This window comes from Enterobacter cloacae complex sp.6700776, from assembly GCF_048284255.1.
Taxonomy (GTDB): Bacteria; Pseudomonadota; Gammaproteobacteria; order Enterobacterales; family Enterobacteriaceae; genus Enterobacter; species Enterobacter intestinihominis.
This window is the reverse complement of record NZ_JBLVYK010000010.1, coordinates 95,697-114,734: the sequence shown is the minus strand read 5'-3', so window position 1 is coordinate 114,734 and position 19,038 is coordinate 95,697. Positions and strand designations below refer to the sequence as shown.

At 53.6% G+C, this 19,038-nt stretch carries 20 protein-coding genes; 7 read left to right on the top strand and 13 right to left on the bottom strand.

The annotated features are described in order from the left end of the window. Positions 1-54 precede the first annotated feature (54 nt). The 4 genes from radC to mutM all read left to right on the top strand — a co-directional run bounded on the left by radC (position 55) and on the right by mutM (position 2,246). A complete protein-coding gene (radC, locus tag ACNQ0T_RS15690; protein WP_006812419.1) occupies positions 55-720 on the top strand; it encodes a RadC family protein in 666 nt (221 codons plus the stop codon). Positions 721-937: 217 nt separating this feature from the next. After that, entirely contained in the window at positions 938-1,174 is a 237-nt protein-coding gene (rpmB, locus tag ACNQ0T_RS15685; RefSeq protein WP_002436699.1) for a 50S ribosomal protein L28, read from the top strand. Between the two features lie 22 nt (positions 1,175-1,196). Next, positions 1,197-1,364 carry a 50S ribosomal protein L33 gene (gene rpmG, locus ACNQ0T_RS15680; protein ID WP_003024094.1) on the top strand — a complete coding sequence of 56 codons (168 nt, stop codon included), beginning with the start codon at positions 1,197-1,199 and terminating at the stop codon, positions 1,362-1,364. A 72-nt stretch (positions 1,365-1,436) separates the two neighbouring features. Next, on the top strand, positions 1,437-2,246 hold the full coding sequence (gene mutM / locus ACNQ0T_RS15675; protein ID WP_003860879.1) for a bifunctional DNA-formamidopyrimidine glycosylase/DNA-(apurinic or apyrimidinic site) lyase: 810 nt from the start codon (positions 1,437-1,439) through the stop codon (positions 2,244-2,246). A gap of 2 nt (positions 2,247-2,248) precedes the next feature. Here the strand turns inward: mutM and coaD are convergent, their stop codons facing one another. The 7 genes from coaD to rfaQ all read right to left on the bottom strand — a co-directional run bounded on the left by coaD (position 2,249) and on the right by rfaQ (position 9,141). Then, on the bottom strand, positions 2,249-2,728 hold the full coding sequence (coaD, locus tag ACNQ0T_RS15670) for a pantetheine-phosphate adenylyltransferase (RefSeq protein ID WP_022646622.1): 480 nt from the start codon (positions 2,726-2,728) through the stop codon (positions 2,249-2,251). 3 nt (positions 2,729-2,731) lie between these two features. Further along, positions 2,732-3,502, bottom strand: a complete 771-nt coding sequence (locus ACNQ0T_RS15665; RefSeq protein WP_003860875.1) for a glycosyltransferase family 2 protein — start codon at positions 3,500-3,502, stop codon at positions 2,732-2,734. Continuing rightward, a complete protein-coding gene (gene waaA, locus ACNQ0T_RS15660; RefSeq protein ID WP_003860874.1) occupies positions 3,502-4,776 on the bottom strand; it encodes a lipid IV(A) 3-deoxy-D-manno-octulosonic acid transferase in 1,275 nt (424 codons plus the stop codon). The genes ACNQ0T_RS15665 and waaA overlap by 1 nt, the downstream gene beginning before the upstream one ends. 66 nt (positions 4,777-4,842) lie before the next feature. Continuing rightward, on the bottom strand, positions 4,843-5,832 hold the full coding sequence (locus ACNQ0T_RS15655) for a glycosyltransferase (RefSeq protein ID WP_058646800.1): 990 nt from the start codon (positions 5,830-5,832) through the stop codon (positions 4,843-4,845). An 11-nt stretch (positions 5,833-5,843) separates the two neighbouring features. Further along, complete coding sequence (locus ACNQ0T_RS15650; RefSeq protein ID WP_023299022.1) at positions 5,844-6,944, bottom strand: glycosyltransferase; 1,101 nt, start codon at positions 6,942-6,944, stop codon at positions 5,844-5,846. Positions 6,945-6,946: 2 nt separating this feature from the next. Beyond that, a complete protein-coding gene (locus tag ACNQ0T_RS15645; protein ID WP_320684085.1) occupies positions 6,947-8,074 on the bottom strand; it encodes a glycosyltransferase family 4 protein in 1,128 nt (375 codons plus the stop codon). Further along, the gene (gene rfaQ, locus ACNQ0T_RS15640) at positions 8,071-9,141 is read right to left on the bottom strand and encodes a putative lipopolysaccharide heptosyltransferase III (protein WP_038415028.1); all 1,071 of its coding nucleotides are present in this window, start codon (positions 9,139-9,141) and stop codon (positions 8,071-8,073) included. Before rfaQ ends, ACNQ0T_RS15645 begins: the two co-directional genes overlap by 4 nt. A 150-nt stretch (positions 9,142-9,291) precedes the next feature. On the opposite strand from rfaQ, the gene ACNQ0T_RS15635 reads away from it, so the two are divergent. Next, positions 9,292-10,245 carry a polysaccharide deacetylase family protein gene (locus ACNQ0T_RS15635; protein ID WP_022646628.1) on the top strand — a complete coding sequence of 318 codons (954 nt, stop codon included), beginning with the start codon at positions 9,292-9,294 and terminating at the stop codon, positions 10,243-10,245. 26 nt (positions 10,246-10,271) lie between these two features. On the opposite strand, the gene ACNQ0T_RS15630 is transcribed toward ACNQ0T_RS15635, so the two are convergent. From ACNQ0T_RS15630 to rfaD, 6 genes are all read right to left on the bottom strand, one after another. Further along, on the bottom strand, positions 10,272-11,483 hold the full coding sequence (locus tag ACNQ0T_RS15630; protein WP_022646629.1) for an O-antigen ligase family protein: 1,212 nt from the start codon (positions 11,481-11,483) through the stop codon (positions 10,272-10,274). Then, complete coding sequence (locus tag ACNQ0T_RS15625; RefSeq protein WP_023305212.1) at positions 11,471-12,370, bottom strand: glycosyltransferase family 2 protein; 900 nt, start codon at positions 12,368-12,370, stop codon at positions 11,471-11,473. The genes ACNQ0T_RS15630 and ACNQ0T_RS15625 overlap by 13 nt, the downstream gene beginning before the upstream one ends. Positions 12,371-12,375: 5 nt before the next feature. Then, complete coding sequence (locus ACNQ0T_RS15620) at positions 12,376-13,485, bottom strand: glycosyltransferase family 9 protein (RefSeq protein WP_022646631.1); 1,110 nt, start codon at positions 13,483-13,485, stop codon at positions 12,376-12,378. A gap of 3 nt (positions 13,486-13,488) precedes the next feature. Then, positions 13,489-14,472 carry a lipopolysaccharide heptosyltransferase RfaC gene (rfaC, locus tag ACNQ0T_RS15615; RefSeq protein WP_022646632.1) on the bottom strand — a complete coding sequence of 328 codons (984 nt, stop codon included), beginning with the start codon at positions 14,470-14,472 and terminating at the stop codon, positions 13,489-13,491. Between the two features lie 3 nt (positions 14,473-14,475). Further along, entirely contained in the window at positions 14,476-15,522 is a 1,047-nt protein-coding gene (gene rfaF, locus ACNQ0T_RS15610) for an ADP-heptose--LPS heptosyltransferase RfaF (protein WP_023305214.1), read from the bottom strand. 79 nt (positions 15,523-15,601) lie between these two features. Further along, positions 15,602-16,582: an ADP-glyceromanno-heptose 6-epimerase gene (rfaD, locus tag ACNQ0T_RS15605; protein ID WP_022646634.1), complete on the bottom strand. Its 981-nt coding sequence runs from the start codon at positions 16,580-16,582 to the stop codon at positions 15,602-15,604. Positions 16,583-16,797: 215 nt separating this feature from the next. On the opposite strand from rfaD, the gene kbl reads away from it, so the two are divergent. Next, positions 16,798-17,994 (top strand): glycine C-acetyltransferase, encoded by a 1,197-nt coding sequence (gene kbl, locus ACNQ0T_RS15600; protein ID WP_015570030.1) that lies wholly within the window; start codon positions 16,798-16,800, stop codon positions 17,992-17,994. A 9-nt stretch (positions 17,995-18,003) separates the two neighbouring features. Beyond that, positions 18,004-19,032 (top strand): L-threonine 3-dehydrogenase, encoded by a 1,029-nt coding sequence (gene tdh / locus ACNQ0T_RS15595; protein ID WP_017383610.1) that lies wholly within the window; start codon positions 18,004-18,006, stop codon positions 19,030-19,032. Positions 19,033-19,038 lie beyond the last annotated feature (6 nt).

The window sequence follows — 19,038 nt, the reverse complement described above, 5'->3', positions numbered from 1 at the left end:
TCGAGCCCCGAATTTGCCTGTGGCAGCATAATGGCAAACAGAAGGAGGCCGGGCATGGAAGAGACTGAACTGCTGCTACCGCGTGAAAAAATGCTGCGCCATGGCGTCACGTTGTTAAAGGACGACGAGCTGCTGGCGCTCTTTTTACGCACAGGCACGCCGGGGAAAACGGTATTTACGCTGGCGAAAGAGCTGATAGACCATTTCGGCTCACTGTATGGATTGTTGACCGCCGAGCTGGAGGCGTTTACGCACGTTGAGGGTATTGGCGTGGCGAAATATGCCCAGCTGCGGGGCATTGCGGAGCTGGCCCGGCGATTTTACAACGTGCGTATGGAGGAAGAAGACCCGATCCTCACCCCCGACATGACCCGCGAATTTCTGCAAAGCCAGCTTTCCGATCTGGAGCGGGAGATCTTTATGGTGATCTTTCTCGACAACAAAAACCGGGTACTGAAACATACCCGCCTTTTTTCGGGAACATTGAGCCACGTTGAGGTGCATCCGCGTGAAATTGTGCGGGAAGCGATAAAAGTGAATGCAGCCGGCGTGATCCTCGCGCATAATCACCCCTCTGGCTGTGCAGAACCAAGCAGAGCTGACAAAGCAATTACCGAACGTATTATCAAATGCTGTCAATTCATGGACATTCGTGTGCTGGACCATCTGATAATTGGCCGCGGAGAGTACATTTCTTTTGCCGAACGTGGCTGGATTTAGGCCTTTTCTCGCGATCCATCGGGATCTTTGTCTGTTCGGGACTTGAGCACACCGCCGAGTCAGCGTATACTACGCCACCTTTGAGAATCTCGGGTTTGGCATTTGGGCCTGGCAATCGAGAGTTCAATAGAACTATGCGATGACCGGGCTGTAAAGCCTGACGAGGCGCCGATACCCCATACGAAGCTCGAGCTAATTTGATTTTTGGAGAATAGACATGTCCCGAGTCTGCCAAGTTACTGGCAAGCGTCCGGTGACCGGTAACAACCGTTCCCACGCACTGAACGCGACTAAACGCCGTTTCCTGCCGAACCTGCACTCTCACCGTTTCTGGGTTGAGAGCGAGAAGCGTTTTGTCACCCTGCGCGTATCTGCTAAAGGTATGCGTGTAATCGATAAGAAAGGCATCGATACAGTTCTGTCCGAACTGCGTGCCCGTGGCGAAAAGTACTAAGTACTTAAAGAGGAAATAAATCATGGCTAAAGGTATTCGCGAGAAAATCAAGCTGGTTTCTTCTGCTGGTACAGGTCACTTCTACACCACCACGAAGAACAAACGTACTAAGCCGGAAAAACTGGAACTGAAAAAATTCGATCCAGTTGTACGCCAGCACGTACTGTACAAAGAAGCTAAAATCAAATAATTTTAGTCTCCTTGTATTGAAAAACCCCGCAACTGCGGGGTTTTTTGCATTCTGCATCTCAACGGAGGAACCATGCCTGAATTACCTGAGGTAGAGACCAGCCGCCGCGGCATTGAGCCCCATCTGGTTGGCGCGACTATTCTTCATGCTGTCGTTCGCAACGGGCGTCTGCGCTGGCCGGTGTCCGATGAGATCCACGCGTTAAGCGATAAACCCGTCCTGAGCGTACAGCGCCGCGCGAAATACCTGCTGCTGGAGCTGCCTGACGGCTGGATCATTATCCATCTGGGCATGTCGGGAAGCCTGCGCATCCTCACCGAAGAGTTGCCTGCGGAAAAGCACGACCACGTTGATCTGGTGATGAGTAACGGCAAGGTGCTGCGTTACACCGACCCGCGTCGCTTTGGCGCATGGCTGTGGACCAAAGAGCTGGAAGGGCACAACGTGCTGGCGCATCTTGGACCTGAGCCGCTCTCAGAGGCGTTTAACGCAGATTATCTCAAAGAGAAGTGCGCGAAAAAGAAAACCCCGATTAAACCCTGGCTGATGGATAACAAGCTGGTCGTGGGCGTGGGGAATATCTATGCCAGCGAATCGTTGTTTGCCGCCGGGATCCATCCCGATCGGCTGGCCTCTTCGCTGTCTGCGCAGGAGTGCGAGCTGCTGGTCAGAGTGATTAAAGCGGTACTACTGCGCTCAATTGAGCAGGGCGGGACGACGCTGAAGGATTTTCTGCAAAGCGACGGGAAGCCGGGCTATTTTGCGCAGGAGTTGCAGGTTTATGGTCGTAAGGGGGAACCGTGCAGAGCATGCGGGACGCCGATTATTGCCACGAAGCACGCTCAGCGCGCCACGTTTTACTGCCGTCAGTGCCAGAAGTAGGGTTACTTTAACTTTTCCATCAACGCCTGGTGGACGTTAACCGGCAGAAAGTGGGTAACGTCCCCGCGATGGCGCGCCACCTCTTTCACCAGCGAAGAAGAGATGAAGGACCACTCTTTGGAGGGCATCAGGAATACGCTCTCCAGCTCCGGCATCAGATGGCGGTTCATGTGCGCCAGCTGCATCTCATATTCGAAGTCTGCTACCGCGCGAAGACCGCGGATCAGGATATTGGCCTGCTGGGCACGGGCAAAGTTTGCCATCAAATCGCTGAATCCGACGACCTCAACATTCGACAAATGCGAAATCGCATCGGTGGCAAGCTGCACGCGTTCGTTCAGGTCAAACATCGGCTTTTTGCTCGGGCTGGCGGCAATGGCCAGAATCACCTTGTCGAACATACACGCCGCACGGGTGATGATATCAAGATGACCGTTAGTGATCGGATCGAAGGTACCCGGATAAATCGCTTTTGTGCTCATGGCTCACGTTTTCTCTGAGTAGCCGCGGTTCAGCGCCCACAGCTCGGTGTATTTGTTGAAAGTATACTGGGCATTCACTACCGCCAGTAACCAGCCCTGTTTGCCGTCCAGCACGCCGCCACGTAGCAGCAGCGTTTTCAGAAACGCGCCCAGCGTGTGGGTGAAGATGCCGGTCAGCGTGGCCTTCTTGCCGCGCGCATGCCGCTCCTGTGCCCAGGCGGTGGCATAGTTCAGCTGTTTCCGCTGGAAGCTGGCGAAATCGCGGCAGGTCAGATGAAGCAGATCGCCCGTCAGGGGGATGACCTGAGCGTTATCGCAGGCCAGAGACTCATGGACCAGGTTGTCGTTGTACTGATAACGCTCGCGGGCATAGAGGCGCATCACGCGGTCGGGGTACCAGCCGCTGTGGCGCATAAAGCGGCCCAGGAAATAGTTACGACGCGCGATACTGTAGACCGCGCCGGGCTGTGGCGCAGCAAGCACCGTTTGAATGGCCTGTCGGAGTTCCGGGGTGACGCGCTCATCGGTATCGATCATCAACACGTAATCGCCTGTGGCGTAACCCTGCGCACGCTGACGCTGAATACCGTAGCCCTGCCAGTCGGTGTCGGTAAAGACTTTTGCCCCGGCTGCACGGGCAACGTCCGCCGTATTGTCCGTACTTCCGGAATCGAGAATGACGATTTCGTCAGCCCAGGCAACAGAGGCCAGGCAATCCGGAAGCAGGTCGGCGGCGTTTTTGGCGATCATCACGACCGACAGACGCGTTGACATTAGTGGCTCCGCTGCGGCAGGTAAGGTTGCAAAAGTTGCAGCAGACGGGTCAGTGCGCCCTGGTTCTGATGCAGGACTTCAACGGCGTGACGACCGTACCACAGGCGGTAATCTTCGTCAGTCAGAAGGGTTGAGACCTCTTTGACCACCGAGTCCGCATCGGTCACGGTGATTAAGCCATCGGCTTGCTGCAATTTCGCGCAGATATCTTTGAAGTTAAACGTGTGTGGACCCATCAGCACGGGAATGGCGTGGGCTGCCGGCTCCAGCGGGTTATGACCACCGCGCTCCACCAGGCTTCCGCCAACGAAAGCAAGATCGGCAATCCCGTACAGCAGCATCAGTTCGCCCATCGTATCGCCAATCACCACCTGCGTGCTGCCAGAGGGGATTTCGCCGCTGCTGCGCAGGGTGAAGCTGAAACCGCCTTTTTGCACCATCTCCCGGGCATCTTTAAAACGCTCAGGATGGCGAGGCACCAGAATCAGCAGTAAATCAGGGAATTTTTCCAGCAGCTGGCGGTGAGCCTGAAGAATAATGGCCTCTTCGCCGTCATGGGTGCTGGTGGCAATCCAGACCTGGCGACGCGGCGCCCACTGACGACGCAGCGTTACCGCACGGGCGGCGAGTTCAGGGGTGACGGAAATATCGAACTTCAGGCTACCCGTGACCGCAAGCTGGTTGCGCTTCAGGCCGAGGGCGATAAAGCGCGCGGCATCTTCTTCGTTCTGCGCGGCGATCAGCGTAATTTTGCTGAGCAGGCGACGCATAAATTTACCCAGCTTGCCGTACCCTTTCGCCGAGCGTTCCGACAGACGCGCGTTGGCGATAACCAAAGGAATTTTACGGGCATGCAGGGCGGAAATCATATTCGGCCACAGTTCAGTTTCCATGACGATCACCAGTTTAGGGCGAACGGTATTCAGGAAACGGTTCATGGCGCAGGGGAGATCGTACGGCAGGTAGACGTGATGCACGTCTTTACCGAAGGCAGACATCACGCGCTCTGAGCCGGTTGGCGTCATCGTGGTGACGGTGATGGGCAGTGACGGATAACGATGGCGTAAGGCACGCACCAGTGGAATGGCGGCCAGCGTTTCCCCGACTGACACGGAATGCAGCAGAATACCGTCCGGCGCCACTTTATTGCGGCAGTAGCCATAGCGTTCGGCCCAGCGTTTACGGTACGCAGGCGCTTTACGGCTACGAAGCAACAGTCGCAGCCACACCAGTGGCTGAATGATGTAGAGCAGGGCGGTATACAACAATTCCAAGCGATTATCCGTTTTTTTAGTTTCGGCCGGGAAATTCTAAGCATTTAAGCGTGCTAAAGCTATCTCTTATGCCAGATACCGTTTTAAACGGAAGTAGCGTCGGCCCAGGCGCCAGCGCAAACGCGGGCTTTTGGCACTTTTCCAGATGAGCTTCCAGATCCCGGTGTCGAAGAACTCTTTGATTATCATTGATTTCTTCGCTTCATCCTTCATGTTGTCGAAGGTATGAATAATTCCCAGACCCTCTTTGGCGATTTGCCAGTGACAGGCCGGGATATTTTTCACTTTATCCGGGTAGCGCTGGTTAATGGCATCAAGCATCTTCAGGATCTTCATGTAATGGCGCGCTGAGCGAATCAGCGTGTCGTCATTATCCGGGGTGTGCGATACCGAGGCGGAGTGAATGTAGTAGTCGTAAAAGCGTTCGCTGGTGTACTGAACGCGTTCCGCAGCAAGCAGCACCTCAGTCGTCCACGGGATATCCTGATGGCGCAGGCCAGGCTCGAAACGGAAGCCGTGCTGACGAATAAAATCGTGACGATAGATATTCAGCCAGGTCACATGCAGGAACTTACGTGAATCCAGCGCCGTTTTTAACCATGCCGCGCCATTCATGACGCCCGTTGAGGCGAGCTTATCTTCAGGGAAGATAGGGCGAGACGGTTTTTTGTTATTTTCCCAGACGTAGTTGCCATTGCAGGTGGCGACATCCAGGTTCTGCGTGACGGCCATATCCAGCAGACGCTGGTACATGCCGGGTTTGAAGACATCATCAATATCCGGAAAAGAGAGATATTGGCCGGTCGCAACGGCCAGGCCGGTATTACGCGCGATGGACACGCCCTGATTAGGTTGTTCAATAACCTGCATCTGTGGCAGCTGTTCGCGCCATTTTTCGACAATCTGCATCGAGCGGTCAGTGGAGCCGTCATTCACGATGATGACTTCCATACTGTCGATGTGTTGATTTACAAGGCAGGTAAAGAACTGATCGAGAAAAGCTTCACCGTTATAAACGGCAACCACCACGCTTAATAAAGGCGCTGAATTTTGCATATGAAACCTGATTATTTTTGGTTGTCGACCAAAGCAATGTATTGCTGGCAAATGGCGTTGATACCGAACGATGCGATCGTTTCGCGATCAACAACCGGCGGAGAGGCATACAGTTCTGCCAGGGTATTCGCCAGTGATTCGTCGGTTAACGCTGTCAGACCGCGCGCCAGGGGGCCAGTAAGGATCTCAGCAGGGCCGCCAGGGCAGTTTGTACTCACCGGTGGGGTCTGACAGATAATGGACTCTACCAGTACATTACCAAAACCTTCGCAGTCGGAACTTAACACTAAAAGGCGTGCACCTTTGATCCACGGATAAGGATTGGTTTCAAACGGGCGGAAGACGATCTTGTTTTCAATTCCCAGCTTAGCGGCAAGCTGTTTGAGCTGGTTTATTTTCACGTCAGAGCCTTTGCCCATCAACACCAGCGATGCGTCAATCTTGCTCATCGCAAACGCCCGCAGCAGCCGGTCGTGACGTTTGTGCTCATGAAAACGGCCAACGTGGATAATGTAATTCTGCCCCTGCATCTCAAAGGGCGCTTCCGCCAGACGCTGAATTTCAGGGATATCAAACGGGTTATGGATAACCGCTTTGCGCCGCAGGGGGATCGCGAGTACTTCAGACAGATCGTGCAGCACGGCGCCGGATACCGCCACCACGTTGCGGTTTTCATAGGTATGACGAATTTTATAATGCTTAAACCAGCGAGAAAGCCCGCTGCGATGGCGCAAATAGGAGAAGGAGAACATCCCGTGTACGCAAAACCAGACCTTATCGCGATCCAGCACGCGGCTGTGCGCCACGATACGGTCGGTTTTATGCAGATGCGAGAAGACGACGTCAAATTTACCGCTGCGTTCTGCCTGCTCAATGGCGCGATCCAGCAAACGGGCGCGACGCGGGATCTCGGTCAGCTTCCGCCAGGGTTTTTTACAGGTATCCTGCACGACCTGAAAATCGATGCCTTCCGGAATGGCGTAGTCGCACACCTTCCGTAAGGAGAAAAGGGTGACCTGATGCCCCAGTTCTGTCAGTCCGCTGGAGAGGGTGAGAACCGTTTTTTCGGCTCCTCCACCGGGTAAACCATCAATAATCATTAGGATGCGCATTATTAATCCAGTAATTTTTGATAAAGCGAAATAAGCTGACTTGATAGTTTTTCAGGGGTTGCTTCTCTAACGCGTTCACGCGCCGCAAGCCCCATATTGTTATTTTTTTCCAGTGAAGGGATGGACATGACGGCCTCCTTCAATGTGTGGATATCAAGTGCATCACAGTAAAACCCGTTCTGGCCTTGCTCAATAAATTCTGAACCACCGCAACTCTCTGACGTAATGACGGGCAATCCACAGGCCATTGCTTCAAGTATGACGTTAGGGAAAGGATCATACAGCGTCGGCAGCAGTAAACCATCAGAAAGCTGATAAAATGGCAGCGTCTCTTTTTGCATCCCCAGGAAACGGATTTGCCCCTCACAGCCTAATGAACGGGCGAGGTCGCGATAGCGGCTTTCCGCTTTATCCTGACCGACCACAACCAGCCACGCCGATGTTCCTGCTATAGCCTGAATAGCGCTTGCCAGCCCCTTGCGTTCAAACCCTGAACCCACGAAGCAGAAAATGACGGCATCAGCGGGTAAGCCAAATTGCTTACGCAGTACAGCGCGCTGCCTCTCTTCTGCCGGAACGAAGCGGCGGGAATCTATTGAATTATAAATCACATGTATCTTTTTTGCGTCAATATCAAAGTCTTCGACGATTTCGCGCTTGATCATCTCCGCATTACAGATAACGGCTTTCAACTCGGGAGCCTGGTACATTTCACGTTCGGCGTTCATCACGTAGCGGTGATAGCGATCGTGCATGAGCAGCTTCGCGCGCCAGGCGGGAAGAACACGCGTACGCTGTAGCAGCCAGCGTCGATGTACACCATCTCCGGCGCGGTAAATATCGCAGCCCGGAATACGTTCGTGGCTCTGTACAATATCAAACTGCTGTTGCTGCCACAGCGCGCGCGCGGCGTGTGCAAAGCCGCGTTCACGGCTGATGCGGCCCCACTTTCGTGGATCGCAGATATGAATATGCCAGTCGTCCTGCTTTTCGCCCTGCCACTCGCGGGTGATGACGTTGAGCTCAAGATTTTGATTGCTCAGCGCGGTGAGTGCCCTGGAGACAAAACGTTCTGCTCCCCCATCCGGCCGATATTTTTGGCGCACAATGGCCAGACGATGAAGCTTCATTGCAGGTATCTCCTTGCGGCGGAGACGACAGCATCAACGGGGATGGCGTCGAGATAACGTTCCGTCGTTTTTGTATCAATGGCGTCAGGGTTGGGAAGCGGGCCGTAGTTACCAGCCCAGATGACCTCGCCGTTAACCTGCCATGGCGACCAGAACGTCAATTTTGACGGGCCAAACAGCGCCACGCAGGGCGTCTGAAGGGCGGCGGCCATGTGCATGGGGACGGAGTCAACGCCAATGAACAGGGCTGCGTGATCGATAAGCGAGGCCAGCTGGCGCAGGGTTAACTGCCCTGCCAGCGATACAACACCCGTCTGCGGGGAGGCGGCAAGAATGCGGTCAATCATCGCCAGCTCTTTCTTATCCGGTCCCGCCGTAAGGACGATAGTGTGGCCGTCCTGCTGCAACGCGGCGATAGTTTGCGCCATTTTGCCTTCGTCCCAGCACTTAAAGAACCAGCGTGAAGTGGGTTGAATAACGATATAGCGTTCCCCCACGCCCTTTTGTGTCAGCTTGTGATGAGCATGGTGCCAGTCATCCGCGCTGTAAGCCATGGTGACGGCGGGTCTGGCGGCAACGGGTAATGGTTTCAGTATGGACAGGTTTTGTTCAACGGTGTGCAGGTTCTGATGGCTGGCGACCGAGACCAGTTCACTGTGACAAAAACGCCAGAAGGCATTATTGCGCTTGTTAAAAGCGAACCCGAGCCGAACCGGTGCGCCGGTGAAACGGGTAACCAGCGCGCTGCGCCACTGATCGGCAAGATTGATCACCAGATGATAATGCTGAGCGCGTAAAGCACGAAGCAACTGCCACTCTTTTTGCAGGTGCTTCAGCGTCCCCAACTGCTTCCATTTACGATCGATACCATAGATCGTACCGATTGCCGGATGCGCGGCGAGCATGTCTCGCGTCTCTTCATAGAGAAGGACGTCGATTTGGGCTTCAGGCCATTTCTGGCGCAATGAATTGATGACGGGGGTGGTGAGTAACATGTCACCATGATGGCGAAGTTTAATCAGTAAAATGCGCAAATCAGGCGTGTCAGGTAAGTTATTCATCATCATCTTATCGGCGTTGTACTGTTGGCAATTCTAATAGACCTGGTAACGACTTGCACTCTTTCTCCATAATGTCAGGAATTTCCCTGGAAGGGTTTACTCCTGCTTTCGGGCGTGCGTAACATAGCGCTAACTATTTTGTCTTGCGGACTCATTATGAAAAAACCAGCGTTTATCATCACGATCGATACCGAAGGGGATAATCTCTGGCAGAACCACCGGGTCATCAAAACGGAAAACGCGCGCTACCTGGCGCGGTTTCAGACGCTTTGCGAGCGTTTCGGCTTTAAGCCTGTCTGGCTCACCAACTACGAGATGGCCGTCGAACCGGTGTTCATTGAGTTCGCGAAAGAGGTCATAGCCCGGGGGCAGGGCGAGGTAGGAATGCATCTCCATGCCTGGAACAGCCCTCCGGAGCACGATCTGACCGGTGATGACTGGCGCTGGCAGCCTTATCTGATTGAGTTTTCAGACGAGGTCATGCGTGAGAAAGTGCTGTTCATGACCCGCCTACTGGAAGAGACCTTCCAGACAAAAATGCTCAGCCATCGCGCCGGGCGCTGGGCATTCGACAGCCGTTACGCCCGGTTGCTGATTGAGCTGGGGTATCAGGTAGATTGTTCCGTTACGCCGCGCGTGAACTGGCGCAACGCGAAAGGTGCTCCGCAGGGTAATGGCGGAACGAATTACCAGCATTTTCCCGATCGCGCCTACTTTTTGGACGTAGACGACATTTCCCGGCCGGGAAACAGCCTTCTCCTCGAAGTGCCAATGAGCATCCAGTATAAACACCCGGCATGGCTGAATTCCCTGAAGCAGGGTTACGATCGTCTGCGCGGTAAATACCGTTCTCCGTCAGTTAACTGGTTACGCCCGTCCGGCGGTAACGCGCAGGAGATGATTAAGGTTGCGCAGCAGTGCCTGTCTCAGGGAAATGACTACGTAGAGTTCATGCTGCATTCGTCGGAATTTATGCCTGGCGGGAGCCCTACTTTTAAAGACGAGGCCGCGATTGAGGGGCTTTATCAGGATCTGGAGCAGCTCTTTACCTGGTTATCAGATAAGACCGTGGGGATGACGCTGGCGGAGTTTTACCAGTACAAAAAATAGTTATGCCCGCCAGGCGGGCATATTTGCTATTGCTGCTTTGTTTGGGTGAAAGGTGTACTTAATGCAAACAAAACCATAAAGAAGATTAAGGCTTCTGAACTGAGCAGTATGACATCCGTCAGTCCATACAAAAGCAAAAGTAGCATCGAGGTTAGCAGCAGTGCGTTTCTGTTTCGTAGGGCATACACAATCATCGAAACGAAGAAAAAGAGCATTACCGCCACGCCGGGGATCCCCTGCAATGAATATTTCTCTATAAATTCATTATGCAGGTGGACTTTGATGTACACGAGCGCGGTAGCAAGATGTGGATGACCGTCTTTTATATACTGCCGTGTCCACGTTTCACGCTCTTCAAGTGATTGCCCCAACGGATGTGCAAGACCATTCTCGATCCCGACAGTCCACATCGAAAAACGTGCGCCCAGTGACGTGCGGTCATAGCCTTGCTGATATTTCTCAACTTCAATTTGGGTTTGCGTTATTTTCGGTGCAATCAACGGCTTGTAGCTTACGACGACAATGCCGGCCACAATGCATAAAAAGATGAGAGTGGATTTGAGATGAATTTTTCTGAAATGATATAGCGTGAGCACTATCGCCAGAAGCAGATATAAACCCATCGCAGCACGGGTACCCGTCAACAGTATGACGAAGTAAGAGATTAATATAGTGAAACCCGCGACAACATACAGCTTTACGTTCTGCTGAAGGTAAAGACTGTATACGAAAGCCAGTGACAGGACAGAATAAACATAGGCTGAAACGGTGGCACGGTTAATTGCCATCTCAACGCGAGTCATACCTTGCGAGGCCTGCCACAAGCCATATCCTGTGGCGAGCACAAACCCTAAGGCCGCTGCGTAGAAGAAAAATTTCCTGAAGTTGTCTTTATCAATGTAAAACTTAAAGCGGTCAATATAGAAAATCAGGATACTCGCTAAAATTAACTTTTTGCTGGCGCCTAGATAGTCGCTGTAAAGATTGAGTCCCTCGTTATGATACTCATAGATTAAGTACCAGCCGAGGTTAAGTAACCCAATCAGCAAAATGGGCAGCGCTATAGTAAAAGGTCGAAGAGTGATTTTTTTATATTCGAAAGCCAGGCCAATAATACTGACGTAAATAGCAATATAGAAAAACTCTCTTTGCTTCCCTGAACTGACTAATGCCAGCATCAAAGAGATGAGGCTCAAAGCAATCGTCAGTTGATATAGCCGTGGTTTTATTTTTTCCATAACGCCTCAATAACCCTTTTTTTGTAGCTAAAACGAACATCGGTGGACAGGAAAAAAGACAATGTGTACATGGCCTTTACGCGTTGTTTCACGAGTTGCAATTGTTGGTCTGTAAGACAGGACCGATGGTTGCTGTAAATATCAAACCAGTGGCAATTGACAAGATGCCTGTAGCTTGAAGGAAATGTTCTTTCCATCTGTAACGTGCATTCGACAAGCGTTGAAATTTTGCTGGCGTCCAGACTGCTCGACAAACTGTCGCGACGCTTGACGTAATAATAATGCCCCTGGCGTTGATAGACTATTTTGCTCGACTGCATCAACATCCCGGGGAAGACAGCGAAATCCTCATAACATAACATTGGAGGAATAGGGTTGCTTTCGTACAGGCTACGATGAATAAACTGGCCAATGAGATGCGCCTGAAAGTCTTTATGGCGTAAGAAACGAGCGACTGCTTCATGTTGTGACAATGGCACAGGATTGAATCCCTGCCAGTCTGAAGTCATTTTCCGGGGATCGCGAATCTCAAGCAAACGTGTCAGTAACATATCCGGACGTTGCGCTTTCAGAAAGGTAATTGCGTCCCTGAGGCTGCCCGGCTTTAAGCAATCGTCACTGTCGAGCATCGTAATATATTCACCGGATGCCAGTGCGACAGCACTGTTTCGTACCCGGCCGACGTTACGAAAGTTCACGGTGCGCGTTATGATCTGAGGAAATTTAGGTGACCACTCTTCAATTATTGCCTGCGTGGTATCCTCAGAACTGTCATTAAAAATAATAATTTCAGTGTCTTGAACGGTGGCTGCCAGCAGGCTTGAAAGCGTGGCATGCAGCGTAGCTTCAGCGTTATGCGCAGCAATAATGACGCTTAAAAAAGCCATAAAAATTAGTTTCCTTGAGCGTCGGTAGCGCTAGCCAGTGAGCGGGCTTTGGGTAATGTACGGATAAACTGCTGAAGATCGTGTAACGCGGAGTCAGTGACAGAGAATAGTGCTTCCCGTTCTTGCGGGAAGTAATAGCGCGTTTCAAACACATAAGAACAAATGTTGTCGTCATTCCCGATCAGCAACACATTGCCAAGCGGACGTTGTTCATAGTGACAACACGGACCAAACAGCAGGACTACCGGAACGCCAACGGCGTCTGCGATATACACATTCCCCGAGTCAGACGCGATATAACAGTCCATCTTAGAAATGGCCCAGGGAAGCTCTTCCAGCGAAATTTTGCCAATAAGATTGATAAAATTAGGGATTTCACCGTAAAGGCGGGTGATATCGTCCATCCACGACTGTTCATTTGGCGCGCCGAAGACATAAAACTCGCAGGGTAAATCAGCGAGTTGATCAACAATCCGTTTCCAGATAACCGGAGGAACGGTTTTGGCTTTATTGCCCGCCGCAATACTGATGCCGATGCGGATAACGTCAGGTTTATCAAGAATGGCCGGCCAGGTCGTCGGTTTAAAGAGCGGCTTTGTGGCGTGCTTGGGAGAGTCTTGCCATGTGAGTGCGCGGTCGGCCAGTTTCAGGTAGTTCGACACCGAAAGCGTTTTTTTGCCATGCTCAACGGTACCGTCAGCCGCAAGATAGAAAATCCCGTGATACCACCTGCGCGTGTAAATGGTTAAAAATTGTTTGTTTTTAGCATTGCAGACGGCGGCAAAAAAGAGGTTCACGCTGTTGGGTTGTAGCAGGTAGACGTTGTCGTAGCGGTTCATGATCCTGCACGCGAAGCACAGTTTACGCCACAGGTTGCGCTTATGCTGCTCAATAAAATAGATCTGCTCGATAGTCTCATCATGCTTCGCCAGCGCACCAACGCTGCGACTGACCAACACATCGCTTTTTTGCAGATATGCCAGTAGAGGTGTCGCATTAATAAAGTCACCGATTTTGGCTGTCTGAATGACAAGGTTTTTGCCCGTGTCTTTTCGAAACAGCTTCCGGAGGAGTTTCACCGGAAAGAGTAAAATCAGCAGAAATACATAACTCATGGGTTAAATATCCCTGTTGGAAAGCCGATGGCTGCCCTGTAAAAATGAAAAAATAGCATCTGCGCTAATATCCTTCGTTTGTTGCGTAGGGCTGACCATCTGATGCTGGTTTTTACCGTAACCCCCGATCAACCCCGGATCGGTCGGGCCGAAAATCGTGATATTAGGACGATCCAGTGCGGCGGTTAAATGGCTTAACCCTGTATCCACAGAAACGACGGCGTTAGCGCCCGCCAGCTGTGCGGCAACTTGCGCCAGCGTGAGTTTGGGTAACACCTCAACGTGGGAAAAGCCTGCTGCCAGACGCTCCGCACGCTGCCGCTCATGTTCTGCACCCCACGGGAGTTTAATATGGATACCGCAAGGTTGCATTAGTTCAATCAGCCTTCTCCAGTGCGTTTCCGGCCAGTGCTTATCGTCGCGCGTTGTGGCATGCAGGAACACCAGATACGGTTCAGCATGCTCCTCCGTCTCGCGCAAAAAATGCTGTGCAATAGCGTAGTCACCCTGGGCTTCAGGTTTTGCATAGCCCAGGCTTTTCGCGAACAGCTCGCGGGTACGTTCCACGGCGTGCTGCTGCTTCGCAATATGGTGGCGACGATTATAGAACAGGCTCGCCAGCGGTTCGCGGGCGGTTTGCCAGTCCATGCCGTGCTTTACGCCGTGCGCCAGACGCGTGACCAGCGCGGCGCTTTTCACCAGGCCCTGAGCGTCAACGATCGCGTCGTAACGCCGGGCCTGCACCGCTTCGCGGAAGGCTTTACGTTCGGCTTTAATCGGTGCGGAGAACCATGCTTTGCGCCAGCGGCGAATGGCCACCGGGATCACGCGGTCAACCGCTTCGTGCCAGGTGGGGATCTGCGCGAAGCCTTCTTCCACCACCCAGTCAAAACGAATGCCGGGAATGGCCCGCATCGCGTCCGTCAGTGACGGCAGCGTATGCAGCACATCGCCCATCGAAGAGGTTTTAACGATCAATACCCGCATTCGTTATCCTTCTTCGCTCAACAGTAGTTCGTTGAGCTCTTCGAGAACGCGCTGCGGCGTAATGTCGATCAGGCTCTGATGGTAGCCTTCTGCGGCATCACCTTTACGTACCTTGTGGTAGCCGGTGATCAAACGGATCACGCGCGCTTTGTGCGACAGCGGCGGCGTGAAGTCCGGGCTGCTCGGGCCATACAGCGCCACCAGCGGACGATCCAGCGCGGCGGCGACGTGCATCAGGCCAGAGTCGTTGCTGACAACGGCTTTACAGGCGGCAATCAAAATAACCGCCTGCTCGAGCTGCGTTTCCCCGGCCAGGTTTCGGCACCAGGCCTGTTGCTCGGTGCTGAGCGTGGCGAGAATTTCATTGCCCGCCTCGTGATCTTTCGCCGAGCCAAACAGCACAATTTGATAGCCTTCGTCGATCAGCTGTTTCGCCAGCTCTGCGTAGTGATAGTGCGGCCAGCGTTTTGCCGGACCAAACTCCGCGCCGGGGCAGAAGCCAATCATCGGGCGTTCGGACGAAATGCCAAACGCGTTGCAGGTGTGGGATTTCTCCCCGTCGCTTACCTGGAGCTGCGGCCACAGTAGCGGCTGCGGCAGATCTTTCGCGCTGCGCATCACGCCTTTGTCGTAGGCCAGCGCCACGTAGCGTTCTACCATCAGCGGCCAGGCCTCTTTATCCAGCACACGGGCATCGTTCAGCAGGCCGTAGCGCATTTCACCGCGCCACCCGGTACGGTGCGGGATGCCCGCAAAGAAGGGCACAAGAGCGGATTTGAAGGAGTTTGGCAGGACATATGCGCGATCATAGCGTTTCTCGCGCAGGCTATGGCCGAGTTTGCGGCGTTCACCGATTTCCAGCGCCCCGTGGCCGAGCGGCATCGGGATTGCCTCGTTCACTTCCGGCATACGCGATAACAGCGGACGGCACCATGCGGGTGCCATCACGTCGATTATCGCCTGGGGATAACGCGCCTTGAGCGTGCGATAGAGACTTTGCGACATCATCATGTCGCCCACCCAGGACGGGCCGATCACCAGTATTTTCATTCACTTCATCCTTCAAGCTGTCTCTGCGTTGGCTGCCTGCGTTCACTCCAGTCACTTACTTTTGTAAGCTCCCGGAGATTCACTTCGTTGCCGCCTTGATACCGCTCGAATGATTTTGTGAATTTATATCGCGGTCACGGTTCAGCCAGGCCATATATTCCGTTACGCCTTCGGCAACGGTCTTGAACGGCTTGTCGTAGCCTGCGGCGCGCAGGTTAGTCAGGTCCGCCTGGGTGAATGCCTGGTAGCGGCCTTTCAGCTTATCCGGGAACGGAATGTACTCGATGCTGCCTTTCTTATGGTAAGCCAGCGTCGCGTCTGCCACCGCCTGGAAGGATTCCGCGCGGCCTGTGCCCAGGTTGAAAATGCCGGACACGCCGTTTTCCAGGAACCACAGGTTCACTGCCGCCACGTCGCCTACGTAGACGAAGTCACGCTTAAAGCCGTCGCTGCCTTCGAACAGTTTCGGACTTTCGCCGTTATTTAACTGGGTGTTCAGGTGGAACGCCACGCTCGCCATGCTGCCTTTGTGGCCTTCGCGCGGTCCGTAGACGTTGAAGTAGCGGAAGCCGACAATCTGAGAGTTGGCTTCTGGGAGGATCTGACGCACGTACTCATCAAACAGGAATTTGGAGTAACCGTAAACGTTCAGCGGCTGCTCATACTCGCGGGATTCGATGAAATCTGAAGTGCGTCCACCGTAGGTTGCCGCGGAAGAGGCGTACAGGAACGGAATTTCACGCTCCAGGCAGTAGTGCAGGATCTCTTTGGAGTACTGATAGTTGTTGTCCATCATGTACTTGCCGTCCCACTCGGTGGTGGAGGAACAGGCCCCTTCGTGGAAGATGGCTTCGATCTCGCCGAACTCTTCACCCGCCATAATCTGGATAAGAAAGTCTTCTTTATCCATGTAGTCAGCGATGTTCAGATCCACCAGGTTTACGAACTTGGTGCCGTCTTTCAGGTTGTCCACCACCAGGATGTCGGTGATGCCTTTGTCATTGAGGGCCTTAACAATATTGCTGCCGATAAAGCCCGCGCCGCCGGTAACGATGATCATAACTGTAACCTTTGAAGTGTGGAGTCCGGGGAACATCCCGAACGCTAATCTCTTTATCATATCATCACAATGCCCGGTCTTCAGCCATTCACCGATATGCAGCAGGGGTACACGTGATTTATGCTGCAAAAACGAGAAGAGATACGGCGTCATCTCGTCATGAACTATTGGTTTGGGTAATATGTGCCAAAATTTGCCGAGTCTGGAGAATTGCAATGCGTGGTGATTTTTACAAACAGTTAAACAGCGACCTCGACACCGCACGTGCGGAAGGGTTGTTCAAAGAAGAGCGTATTATCACGTCTGCCCAGCAGGCGGACATCACCGTTGCCGACGGCAGCCATGTGATCAACTTTTGCGCGAACAACTATTTAGGTCTTGCGAATCACCCTGAGCTGATTGCCGCGGCGAAAAACGGCATGGATACCCACGGCTTCGGCATGGCCTCCGTTCGCTTTATCTGCGGTACCCAGGACAGCCACAAGCAGCTTGAGCAAAAGCTGGCGAACTTCCTCGGAATGGAAGACGCGATTCTGTACTCCTCCTGCTTCGACGCCAACGGCGGTCTGTTTGAGACCCTGCTCGGTGCAGAAGACGCGATTATCTCCGACGCCCTGAACCACGCCTCCATCATCGACGGTGTACGCCTGTGCAAAGCAAAGCGTTTCCGCTACGCCAACAACGACATGGTTGAGCTGGAAGCCCGCCTGAAAGAGGCCCGTGAAGCCGGTGCCCGCCACGTGCTGATCGCCACCGACGGCGTGTTCTCCATGGACGGCGTGATCGCCAACCTGAAAGGCGTGTGCGATCTGGCGGATAAATACGACGCGCTGGTGATGGTGGATGACTCTCACGCGGTTGGCTTTGTCGGCGAAAATGGCCGCGGCTCCCACGAATACTGCGACGTAATGGGCCGCGTAGATATCATCACCGGTACGCTGGGCAAAGCGCTTGGTGGCGCGTCTGGCGGCTACACTGCTGCGCGCAAAGAGGTGGTTGAGTGGCTGCGTCAGCGCTCCCGCCCGTACCTGTTCTCCAACTCCCTGGCGCCGGCGATTGTGGCCGCCTCTATTAAAGTGCTGGAGATGGTGGAATCCGGGGCTGAGCTGCGCGACCGCCTGTGGGCTAACGCCCGCCTGTTCCGTGAAAAAATGAGCGCCGCAGGATTCACCCTGGCCGGCGCTGACCATGCGATCATTCCGGTGATGCTGGGTGACGCGGTTGTCGCGCAGAAATTTGCTCGTGAGCTTCAGAAAGAAGGGATTTACGTGACCGGGTTCTTCTTCCCGGTGGTACCAAAAGGTCAGGCGCGTATCCGCACCCAGATGTCTGCGGCGCACTCGCCTGAACAAATTGAACGTGCGGTTGAAGCCTTTACCCGCATCGGCAAACAGCTGGGCGTAATTGCCTGAGGACGTGTGATGAAAGCGTTATCCAAACTGAAAGCGGAAGAAGGGATTTGGATGACCGACGTGCCGGAGCCGGAAGTCGGTCATAACGATCTGCTGATCAAAATTCGTAAAACCGCCATCTGCGGTACTGACGTTCACATCTACAACTGGGACCAGTGGTCGCAAAAAACCATTCCCGTGCCAATGGTTGTCGGCCACGAATATGTCGGCGAAGTGGTCGGCATTGGCCAGGAAGTGAAAGGCTTCAACATTGGCGACCGCGTCTCCGGTGAAGGCCACATTACCTGCGGACACTGCCGCAACTGTCGCGGCGGACGTACGCACCTGTGCCGCAACACCGTCGGCGTGGGCGTGAACCGTCCGGGATGCTTCGCGGAATACCTGGTGATCCCGGCGTTTAACGCGTTCAAAATCCCGGACAATATCTCTGACGACCTGGCCTCCATCTTCGACCCGTTCGGCAACGCGGTACACACGGCGCTCTCCTTCGACCTGGTGGGTGAAGACGTGCTGGTCTCCGGCGCGGGCCCAATCGGCATTATGGCGGCAGCCGTGGCGAAGCATGTGGGTGCGCGCAACGTGGTGATCACCGACGTGAACGAATACCGCCTGTCGCTGGCGCGCAAAATGGGCGTCACCCGCGCGGTGGATGTCTCGAAAGAGAGCCTGACAGACGTGATGGAAGAGCTGGGCATGACCGAAGGTTTTGACGTGGGTCTGGAGATGTCCGGCGCGCCACCGGCGTTCCGCACCATGCTCGACACCATGAACCACGGAGGCCGTATCGCGATGCTGGGTATTCCGCCGTCAGATATGTCCATCGACTGGAACAAAGTCATCTTCAAAGGGCTGTTCATTAAGGGCATTTATGGCCGCGAGATGTTTGAAACCTGGTACAAGATGGCTGCGCTGATCCAGTCCGGTCTGGATCTGTCCCCGATTATCACTCACCGTTTCTCCATCGATGAGTTCCAGCAGGGCTTCGACGCAATGCGTTCCGGCCAGTCAGGGAAAGTGATCCTGAGCTGGGATAAGTAATCAAAA